Source organism: Chitinivorax tropicus, assembly GCF_014202905.1.
Classification (GTDB): Bacteria; Pseudomonadota; Gammaproteobacteria; order Burkholderiales; family SCOH01; genus Chitinivorax; species Chitinivorax tropicus.
In genome coordinates this window covers 30,096-37,743 of the sequence record NZ_JACHHY010000030.1, presented here as the reverse complement: position 1 = coordinate 37,743, position 7,648 = coordinate 30,096, and the positions used below count along the sequence as shown (strand labels likewise).

8 protein-coding genes are annotated in these 7,648 nt (G+C 44.1%); all 8 read left to right on the top strand.

Features of this window, described 5'->3' with window-relative positions; translation table 11 throughout:
* The first annotated feature begins 371 nt into the window (after positions 1–371).
* Genes HNQ59_RS17660 through HNQ59_RS17625 form a run of 8 tightly spaced genes read left to right on the top strand, consistent with a single transcriptional unit; the run spans position 372 to position 7,648 of the window.
* Positions 372–638: a flagellar biosynthetic protein FliQ gene (locus HNQ59_RS17660; RefSeq protein ID WP_184041718.1), complete on the top strand. Its 267-nt coding sequence runs from the start codon at positions 372–374 to the stop codon at positions 636–638.
* Positions 639–656: 18 nt separating this feature from the next.
* Entirely contained in the window at positions 657–1,421 is a 765-nt protein-coding gene (locus HNQ59_RS17655) for a flagellar biosynthetic protein FliR (protein ID WP_184041717.1), read from the top strand.
* Between the two features lie 3 nt (positions 1,422–1,424).
* Positions 1,425–2,510, top strand: coding sequence for an EscU/YscU/HrcU family type III secretion system export apparatus switch protein (locus tag HNQ59_RS17650; protein ID WP_184041716.1), 1,086 nt, complete (start codon positions 1,425–1,427; stop codon positions 2,508–2,510).
* A complete protein-coding gene (locus HNQ59_RS17645) occupies positions 2,510–4,561 on the top strand; it encodes a flagellar biosynthesis protein FlhA (protein WP_184041720.1) in 2,052 nt (683 codons plus the stop codon). Before HNQ59_RS17650 ends, HNQ59_RS17645 begins: the two co-directional genes overlap by 1 nt.
* Positions 4,562–4,592: 31 nt before the next feature.
* On the top strand, positions 4,593–5,306 hold the full coding sequence (locus tag HNQ59_RS17640) for a flagellar hook-basal body protein (RefSeq protein WP_184041715.1): 714 nt from the start codon (positions 4,593–4,595) through the stop codon (positions 5,304–5,306).
* Between the two features lie 23 nt (positions 5,307–5,329).
* Entirely contained in the window at positions 5,330–6,100 is a 771-nt protein-coding gene (locus HNQ59_RS17635) for a flagellar hook-basal body protein (protein ID WP_184041714.1), read from the top strand.
* 10 nt (positions 6,101–6,110) lie between these two features.
* Entirely contained in the window at positions 6,111–7,073 is a 963-nt protein-coding gene (flgA, locus tag HNQ59_RS17630; protein ID WP_184041713.1) for a flagellar basal body P-ring formation chaperone FlgA, read from the top strand.
* Complete coding sequence (locus tag HNQ59_RS17625) at positions 7,061–7,648, top strand: flagellar basal body L-ring protein FlgH (protein WP_246491067.1); 588 nt, start codon at positions 7,061–7,063, stop codon at positions 7,646–7,648. The genes flgA and HNQ59_RS17625 overlap by 13 nt, the downstream gene beginning before the upstream one ends.

Below are 7,648 nucleotides of genomic sequence, written 5' to 3'. Positions count from 1 at the left end.
ATCTGGACTTCGTTGAATCTCGCCTTGCGCATGTGAGCTCCTATCGCCCTCCATGCTAACTAATTCTTGGTATCCCGTGGTGGGGAAAGGTCAGTTCAGGCCATAAGATCCTGGTGGATTACCATAATTTTTGCAGCGGCTCTTTTTTAGATGGTATAAATCCTGTATCATATATTACTCGTCATTCAAGTTAAAAAAACCTTATAAATATCAGAGCGATGTCAAGGCAATGTGGGGTGTTGCATTCGAAGCGTGTAAATTTTAAAAAATTCGTGTAAGGGTGATTTAAATCAAACTCCTTGAGGTTTTTTTATCTAAAGCTTCAGAATATCATAATTTCAGATTGATACTAATCACGGTACATTAAATTGATGCAAGTTGATCAAGTTCAGCAAATAATGTCCAGTATGATTTGGACTTGCCTGGCCTTAACAGCGCCTGTATTGCTTATTGCGGTGGCGGCAGGGCTTGTAATTAGCATTGTTCAAGTTATTACTCAAATTCAAGACATGTCCATCAGTTTTGTGCCTAAGCTCTTTGCTGCCGCTATTGCATTGTCCATATTTGGACCGTGGATGCTTCAAGTACTACTAACATTTGCAACTCAGTTAATCGTTAGTATCCCTCGGTATTTATAGAAGCTCATTTTCCTAAGTATGAACGATTCAGTCCATTTTTTTGGTGGGATAGGGACCATGCTTTGCATGGCTAGGCTGACTGGGCTCTTATTGTTAACTCCGATAATAAGTGGATTTTCGATTCCATCTAGGGTTCGACTCCTCATTGTTATTGGTTTGTCTATTTGTTTGGCGCATATTCATAGCGGCGAAGGTCAGATATTGTTAGATGGCACACTTCCTTTAATTGTGCTCTGTGTAACAGAGTTTTTATTAGGAGTGTTAATGGCATTTGGTATTTTTTCTGCATTTGCAGTCTTCTCCATGGCGGGGCGCTTATTGGATCTTCAGATCGGTTTTTCCGTTGCAAGCCTGATTGATCCCGTTACTAAGCAGCAATCACCGGTGCTTGCTTCCATGCTTGATTTACTTGCCATCTTGATTTTCTTTGTTGGTAATTTTCATCACGCTTTGATTAGAGGCTTCTCCGCATCATTGAATTATGTTCCATTGGGTCAGGTGCTGTTGAATTTCAATCCTGTTTTACTTGGCAAGCGAATTGGAATTATGTTTAGTCAGGGATTCGCACTTGCAGCACCTGTTGCTTTTTTCTTGTTGTTTATAGAATTTGGAATGGCTGTTTTATCTCGTAATATTCCACAACTCAATATCTTTATAATTAGTATGCCAATTAAAATAATTGGGGGCTTATTTATGTTGTCATTGGCCGTTCATTATTTTGGGCCGGCTGCATTTGTAATATTTAATGATATTTTTAACTATTGGGAAGATTTACTGGTATAAAGAATGGCGGAGCAAGAACTTGATCGCAACGAGACGGCAACCCCATATAAACTTGAGCAAGCTCGCAAGAAGGGGATGGTTGCTAAGAGTGCTGACTTGGCGTATGTAGGGATACTTGCTGGCGTCTCACTATTTGTCTATTCGTCTGGCTGGAAAACCATTATAGAACTTGCCAAGGTTGAACAAGCTGTTCTTTATGACGTAAAAATAATTGAATGGTCTGTAGAGTCATTGTTGGACTGGCTTGAGGAGATTGCGGTTGCAGCCGTATCACCACTTTTACCATTCATCATGGTGATTGTAGTGGCGGCGGTGTTATCAAGCTTTATCCAAACTGGCCCCATCTTTAGCTTTAAGCCCATTCAACCGGATTTTAATAGGCTTAATCCTGCAGCTGGACTTAAGAAGCTTTTCTCGCTGAAAATGCTTTATGAGGGGGCAAAAAGTCTTTTAAAGCTTTTGATAGTTGGCTTTGTGTTGGTTGTCAGCTTATTGGAAATAAGTAAAAGACTTGCGATGCTAAGCACTGTTGATAGTAAATTGCTCCCAAAAATTCTTCTAACAGAAGGTGGATCGTTGTTAGTCAAATTGATTTTGACGATGCTTGTCCTGGCTATGTTAGATGTTATTTATGTAAGATGGGAATTTACACGGCAAATGCGGATGAGTAAACGTGAAATTAAGGAGGAATATAAGCAGCGCGAAGGGGATCCAAGAATTCGTGCTCGCCTTAAAGAAATACGCTTGGAGTTGTTAAGGCGCACCAAGAGTCTATCTGGTGTTCCCGAGGCGGATGTGTTGATCACCAATCCAACGCATTATGCAATAGCTATCAAATACGCACATGGCAGTATGCCGGCGCCGATGGTCGTTGCAAAAGGCGCGGGTGAACTAGCAGTGAAAATGCGGGAGCTTGCTGTGCGGCACCATGTAGCTATCGTACAAAATCCGCCTCTCGCCCGCACATTATTCCGACAGGTGGAAAGCAGTAATTACGTTCCTGAGTCTCTTTATCCGCAGATTGCAAAAATATTGATCTGGGTTTTTGCTGCTAGAACTGCCCGGCAACAGCGGAGGGCGGAGTCATGATGATTTCATTGCGACGCGCCATGGGGCGGCATGCTGATATTGTATTGGTCATGCTGGTTCTTGGTATTTTGATGGTGTTATTTACACCGATCCCGCCTGCCTTATTGGATTTTCTGATTTTATTTAATTTTAGTTTCGCATTACTTATTTTATTGTTGACTTTCTACATGGCAAAGCCAGTAGAATTCTCTACTTTTCCATCACTTTTGTTAGTGGCGACTTTATTTCGCCTGTCGCTTAATGTCGCCGCAACGCGTCTAATTCTCAGTCATGGAGATGCTGGGAAGGTTATTGGCGCAGTTGGTAGTTATGTGGTTGGCGGTAACTATGCTATTGGTTTAATTGTTTTTCTAATATTAATTGTCGTACAATATATTGTTGTGACTAGCGGGGCTCAGCGCGTTTCTGAGGTTGCTGCTCGATTTACACTGGATAGTATGCCTGGGCAGCAGATGAGTATTGACGCTGACTTAAACATGGGTTTCATTGACCAGGAAGAGGCCAAGCGCCGGCGTAAAAATTTGGAAAAGGAAGCTGGCTTTTACGGTGCCATGGATGGTGCTAGCAAATTTGTGAAAGGTGATGCAATAGCTGGCATCATTATTATGCTCATCAATATCATTGGTGGCTTAGTAATTGGTGTCATGCAAATGAACATGCAATGGGGGCAGGCATTGCAGACTTTCACCTTGTTGACTATTGGTGATGGTATCGTGACGCAAGTACCAGCGTTGGTGATCTCTGTTGGTACCGGCATCATAGTTACCCGCTCTGCATCAGATGGTCAGTTAAGTAAAGAGGTATTACGACAACTCACCACTTTTCCTAAAACCTTGTTGTTGGTATCCGTAGCACTGCTAGGGTTACTTTTCCTTCCTGGCATCCCTGTATTGCCAGCTGCAGTACTTGCTGTTTTCTTTCTGATCGCAGCTTTGCTTGCTAAACAGGCCAGTTTGGGTGATAGGGCAAATGAGGATTCCTTGCCTGATGAAGAAGCAAATATTGCAATAGAGAACGATGCATATAACGAGCTCACCGTAGAGCCCGTTGAAATTTTCATTGCCAATAATCTTGCACCACAACTCGGTGGTGACGAATTGGTACTAATGGAGCGCATTGCTACTTTCCGCAAACAATATGCAGTTGAGTCTGGTTTGGTACTGCCGAAGATTAAGCTTCGTGAAGCAGATCGACTATCCCTCAACCATTACGAGATTTCAATTTTTGGTGTGACTGTTGCTCGTGGAGAAATCATGCCAGGTTACACCCTGGCCATCCATGCTGCTGGGAATCCCATGAAGCTGAAGGGGGTTGAAACCAAAGATCCAAGCTATGGCTTACCGGCGATTTGGATTGAGCATGAGGAGAAAGAGGCAGCACGGAGAGGGAAATATACATTAGTTGACGGAGCAACTGTTTTCATTACGCACTTATGTGAAGTACTGCGTCAGCAGTCTGCTTCTTTGCTGACTCGTGCCGAAACTGAGAGATTGTTAAACCGGGTGCGTCAACAGCAGCAAGGATTGGTTGAAGAGTTGGTTCCAGTTCTTCTCTCTACCGGGGAAATACAAAAGGTATTGCAAAATCTGCTGCGTGAGAAAGTATCCATTCGGAACTTGCAAGCCATACTTGAAACCCTCTCAGATGGTGCAAAATTTAATAAGGATGCCAGTTATCTGACCGAGCTGGCACGTCAACGACTCGGCCCGATGATTTGCCAGGGATTGGTCAACAATCAAAGTGTACTTCAGGTGCTGACTTTAGATCCTGCAATTGAGCATCAATTTGCACAAGGCGTGCAGTCAATTGAAAACGGAGGGGCAATGGTGCTCGATCCGCAGTTTGCGGAGCGTGTAATGCGCCAACTGGCTCTGCAGGTGGAACGCATGATGAAAAGTAACTTGCTACCTGTATTGCTTTGTTCGCCTGAGCTACGGCGGCATATCCGATCATTGTCTGAGCGCATGATGCCGCACTTGCGTGTTTTATCGCTTTCAGAAATCCCAAATACTATTGAATTACGGGCATTCGGCGCCGTATCTATACAATAATTAGCTGTAAGAATATCAGGTAACCCACTCCATGAATGACGCGCTGACATTAACAGTTCAAGCTATGCACTCTGATCTTCAGCGTGTTGATACTTTGTCCCGCAATATGGTAAATGCGACCACACCTGGGTACCGGCGTCAGATAAGTATCAGCCGACCTTTTTTTTCGCATATGTCCCAGTTGGATATGGCAGTGGGTGCGCAAATTAGCATTCCTGCAACTGATCTTAGTGCTGGTGCAATCAAGCAAACACAGCGAACATTAGACCTTGCCATTCAGGATAACTCTTTTTTCGTTGTTCAGAGTGATGGAGGAGTCGCATATACGCGACAGGGTAATTTTCAAGTTGATGGGCAGGGGCGTCTCGTGACGGCCTCAGGGCACCCGCTATTAGGACAGCAGGGAGAAATTACTGTTGGATTTGGTGAAATCAACATTGATAAGCAAGGTTTAATCATTGCTGATGGTAAACCTGTGGATAGGCTTCGATTTGCAAAATTCGATCCTGATATTCAAATGAGATCCCTCGGAAATTGCTTGCTAATCCCTAGTGAAACTGTGGAGCCGACTGAAAGTGGAAATACGGTTATCGCATCCGGGTCGCTCGAAGCTGCAAACGTTGTTCCATTGCGTGAAATGATGTCTCTTATGGAGACGATGCGTCATTTCGAAGCAAGTCAACGTCTTGTTCAGGCCTATGACGAAACGCTAGGAAAAAGTATTCAAAAACTGGGTGAGTTTTAAGAAATTGCATTGAGGTATTGATTATGATCGAAGCTTTATATATTGGCGCCAACGGCATGGGCGCACAACAGGCACAAATTGATGCAGTCGCTAGTAATTTAACTAATATAAATACCACGGGTTTTAAGAAATCTAAAGTTAATTTTCAGGAGGTTATTGCGCATGGGTTGGATCAACCCCAAATAACCTCTAAAATTCCAGTCGGCCCCCAAAGTACTGTCAGTGTTGCACAGGTTGAGATGGATTTCACCCCTGGTACGTTAAAAACTACTAATGACTCATTTGACTTATCGATTCAAGGCGCCGGATTTATCCCTTTCCTTTTACCAGATGGCTCCATTGCATATGGCAGAGGGGGGAGTTTGAAACTTGATTCGAATCGTGTATTGACAAACCAAGCTGGCTACCCACTACAGCCCATGATTCAGCTTCCGGAAGACACCGATACACTTCGTATTCTTGCAGATGGTCGTGTTGAAGCTATCTTCAAAGACAGTCGGCCTTCTGTGGAGTTAGGTCGCATAGAATTGGTTAATTTCAATCAGCCAAGTGCACTTAGAGCGCAGGGTGGTGGCGTCTACCAGGCAAGTGAGAAATCCGGGGAGGCCATTTCAGGGCAGCCGGGGACGATTGGATTAGGGACCTTGAGTCAAGGTGCTCTGGAAAATGCAAATGTTGACATGATCTCAGAAATGGTCAGTTTGATGCTTGCTCAGCGTGCCTATGAAATGGGTAGTAAACTTGTTCAGGCATCTGACGAAATTATGGGTATAACTAATAATTTACGTCGTTGACTTGTGCACAATGTCTAAGTTGAAGTTATATTTTTTCATAATTTTTGGCTTGCTTACCCCTGCATCGCAAGCAGTGGTCGGCATGCAATTGAAGGATTCGGTCCAACTTAGCAAACGCGTTGCCCTGATTGGTGATATTGCTACCGTCAATTGTGATATTGAATCTGACTGCATCATGTTACGCAATATACCCGTTATATCATTTCCTCGCGTGGGGTCTAAACTGGTCGTGAGCCAACAAGCGGTAAATAGACTTATTCAACAATATGATCGGCGTGTCTTCTCAAGGTTGGCTTGGCATGGTAGCGAGAAGGTAACAATCACTTCAGCGACTCAGTTATTGTCACTGGATGAATTGGTTGAAAAAGGAAAGCTGTTGTTGATCCAGAGGTTTGCAAATGATCAGGTGGCAGCCAGTTACGTTGGCGGCAACGATCAGATTCAGATACCTACCGGAGATGTTACATACCGGCAGGCACGCATCACAGGCTCTGGGGTGAGTAGTAAGATGTTCACGTCTTTTGACGTTTTTGTAGATGGTCAATACGCCCGAACAGTTAGCCTAGGTTTTAATGTTTCAATTCTCCGTACAGGCTGGGTTAGCCAGCAAGAAATACCCGCCCATATTCCCGTGCCATGTCTGTTGTTTCGGCAGCAAACTGTTGATATGACTAATACACCTGATATGGTTGTTTCATGTGATGAAAGTATTCAGCTTAAGCAAACTCTTATGCCTGGGAAGGTGCTCAGGCGAAGCCATCTGTATATTCCCCCCGCAGTTTCGCAGGGTAGCAGCGTGATACTGAGTATCCATACTGGTGGTATTACACTTGAAACGGAGGCCATTGCACTTGCGGATGGGCAAATAGGACAAATTATTCAGGTGAAACCCGCTCATGGTACGGCACCTGTTAATGGCAAAGTTATTCGCCCAGGAGTGTTGATTGCGATGGGGGCACAATGGAAAAATTAAAATCGAACTTGTGCATAGCCATGACTGGGCTGTGCTTGGTAATGCATGGTGGTGTAAAGGCCGAAAGTCTATACAACGAAAGGACATTTCATTCATTGGTAGCAGATGCCAAGGCATATCGTGTTGGTGATTTATTGACTGTACAAATTACCGAAAATGCAACAGCCAGTAGCTCTACCGATTTTGGGTCTTCCCGGAAGAATGATGTTGGTTTGAAGGCTGATGTGGATGGCGCATTGAAGCATGGCTTGGGTTTGCAAACCGATAATGGTTTCGATTCGAAAGGACGAACTCAGCGTTCTGGACGTTTGCTGGCCCAGATTACTGTATCGGTGCAGGAGGTTCGCCGGAATGGTGATTTGGTTGTCTCTGGTAAACAATTGCTGAATATCAATGATGAAAAGCAAGAGATTCAATTGACTGGTGTGGTTAGACCTCGTGACATTGAGGATAACAATACTGTTTTATCGACCCGATTGGGTGAAGCCAATATCAGTTATGCGGGGGAAGGTGAATTGGCCAGCAGGCAACGCCCGAGCTGGTGGTCTCGACTGCTCGCATTCATTGGATGGTAA

Bases quoted from the DNA above. Each gene is read 5' to 3' on its own strand.
- HNQ59_RS17660 (WP_184041718.1), top strand. From the start codon at position 372: ATGCAAGTTGATCAAGTTCAGCAAATAATGTCCAGTATGATTTGGACT.
- HNQ59_RS17655 (WP_184041717.1), top strand. From the start codon at position 657: ATGAACGATTCAGTCCATTTTTTTGGTGGGATAGGGACCATGCTTTGC.
- HNQ59_RS17650 (WP_184041716.1), top strand. From the start codon at position 1,425: ATGGCGGAGCAAGAACTTGATCGCAACGAGACGGCAACCCCATATAAA.
- HNQ59_RS17645 (WP_184041720.1), top strand. From the start codon at position 2,510: ATGATTTCATTGCGACGCGCCATGGGGCGGCATGCTGATATTGTATTG.
- HNQ59_RS17640 (WP_184041715.1), top strand. From the start codon at position 4,593: ATGAATGACGCGCTGACATTAACAGTTCAAGCTATGCACTCTGATCTT.
- HNQ59_RS17635 (WP_184041714.1), top strand. From the start codon at position 5,330: ATGATCGAAGCTTTATATATTGGCGCCAACGGCATGGGCGCACAACAG.
- flgA (WP_184041713.1), top strand. From the start codon at position 6,111: ATGTCTAAGTTGAAGTTATATTTTTTCATAATTTTTGGCTTGCTTACC.
- HNQ59_RS17625 (WP_246491067.1), top strand. From the start codon at position 7,061: ATGGAAAAATTAAAATCGAACTTGTGCATAGCCATGACTGGGCTGTGC.